Genomic DNA, 1,924 nt, shown 5'->3' with positions numbered 1-1,924 from the left:
CTTCGGGTCCGCCTTGACCGGCCCGGTTCCGGCCCAGGTGGCCGTGGACCACACCACCGCCACGCACCACAGGCACAACAACGAGCCTGCCCGTTGCGCGAATCCACCCAGCTTCATCCCTGCTCGCATGCCTTTCCCCTTCGGCGCGCCTGGCGAAAGGTTCGCAGCGCGCCTTTTCATGATTCCCATCGAATGCCGATGCCGCACTGGCAACGGCCAAGCCTTCAAACCACGATGGCGTATCGCCTCAAGGCACGGTTCCACGCTGTGGTTCGCGGAACACCCGTTGGGTGGTGACCGACGTCGGTTGCGACAGCGCGTTGTAGGTGTAGACCGTCTGCGCGAAGGTGCCGCCCGCTTCGGGCTCGTACTCGGACGTGAGCCGGCCCGCGGCGTCGTACTGGTAGCCGTGGTATTGCCCGTCCGGCGACGTCACCTTGGCAAGCCGGCCGAAGCCGTCGTACTCGTAGTACGTGTGCTGCGTAGTGCCATTGCGGTAGGTCTGTACGTCGATGACCCGGCCGCGTGCGTCGTAGACATAGCCGGTCTTGTCGCCGTTGGGGCCGGTCACGAAACCGGGCTGGCCAAGGTCGTTGTAGCTTCCGTAGGTGGTCGTGTGGCCCAGGCTGTTCTTGACGGTCAGCAGGTCGCCGGTGGACGCGTAGGTGGAGGTGATGGCATCGCCGCTGCCGGCCAACGGGCCGTCTACCACTATCGACGTCACCATGCCGTTGGACGCGGTGGTGTAGGTGTAGGTCGTCGTACGTGTCTGCCCCTGGCTTGCCGCCACCTTGCTGGAGAGGTTCTTGACCACCACCGAGGATAGGCGATCGCCGGTACCGCCGTAGAAGTAGCTGATCTCATGGTCGCCGACCAGGGTCTGCTTGGTCATGCGGTTGTCGGCATCCCATGCGTAGTTGGTTACGCGCTGCTGACTCGTATCCGCGGCCCCGGCATTCTCCACCGTTTGTAGCAACTGGCCCTTGGCATCGTGGTCGTAGGTCGTGATGACGCCGCGGTTGTCGTCGGCGGATTCCAGGTAGCCGTTGGCGTCGTACGCCCGGTCCTTGGCCGTCGAGGGGCAGTTGGTGGAAGTGCCCTCGACCGCGACCTGGTTGCCGTTCTCGTCGAAGGTATAGGTGGTTGCCCGGCCCAGCGGACTGGTCACCGTCGTCTTGTGGATATTGCCGTCCGCGTCGAGCACGTAGCTGAACTGGTAGCGCTCCACGTTGCCGGCCAGCTTGGTCTCGGTGGCGCGGCCATTCGCGTCATAGGCGATCCAGGACTGGCGCACATCGTTGATCGTGCGGCCGGTCAGCGCGGTCGGGAAGCGGGTGTCTTCGTAGTGGTAGGTGATCCGGGTGGGGATCGCGCCGGGCTGGATCGTGCCGGTCAGCAAGGCCACCATCGAATTGATCGGCGGCGTCGAGGGCAGCGGCGGTGGATCGTCGTGGCGCGGATCATGCTGGGGCAGCAGCATCGGATGCGCTCCGATGCTTCCCGCATTGACCATGCGGGCCGAGGGCGATGCCCCCGGGCTCACGGCGCTCGAGGTCGAGACCGGCAACGTCTTGTAGCTGTACGTGTAGGCGTGGCCGGCTGGGTCGGTGACCTGGGTGAGGCGGCCGTCGGTCCAGGTGAAGTCCACATGGCGCCCGGAGGCATGCGTTACCCGCGTGAGGTAGTGGCCGCTGTCGTACTGGAACGTCCAGCCGATGCCCTGCCGGCTCTGGAGGCTCGACGGGAAGCCGGCGGCGTCGTACACCTCGACGGTATGGTCCTCGCTGTAGAGCACATAGGTGCTGCCCGACTTGAGGATCTTGGCGATCGGGGACGGCTTGTCCTCGTACCAGCCGGGCGTGGGCGAGCTGGCGTAATTGAACTTGATCAGGCGGCCATCCGGGCGCTGCGCCCAGATCGGCTT

1 pseudogene is annotated in these 1,924 nt (G+C 65.4%); it reads right to left on the bottom strand.

From position 1 onward, the window contains the following. Positions 1-247: 247 nt before the first annotated feature. Positions 248-1,924: pseudogene (locus ASG87_RS09675) on the bottom strand (RHS repeat protein); the annotation flags it as partial.

This window comes from Frateuria sp. Soil773, from assembly GCF_001428405.1.
GTDB lineage: Bacteria > Pseudomonadota > Gammaproteobacteria > Xanthomonadales > Rhodanobacteraceae > LMSL01.
Note: the sequence above shows the minus strand (reverse complement) of the source record. Positions and strands in the feature narration are given on the sequence as shown.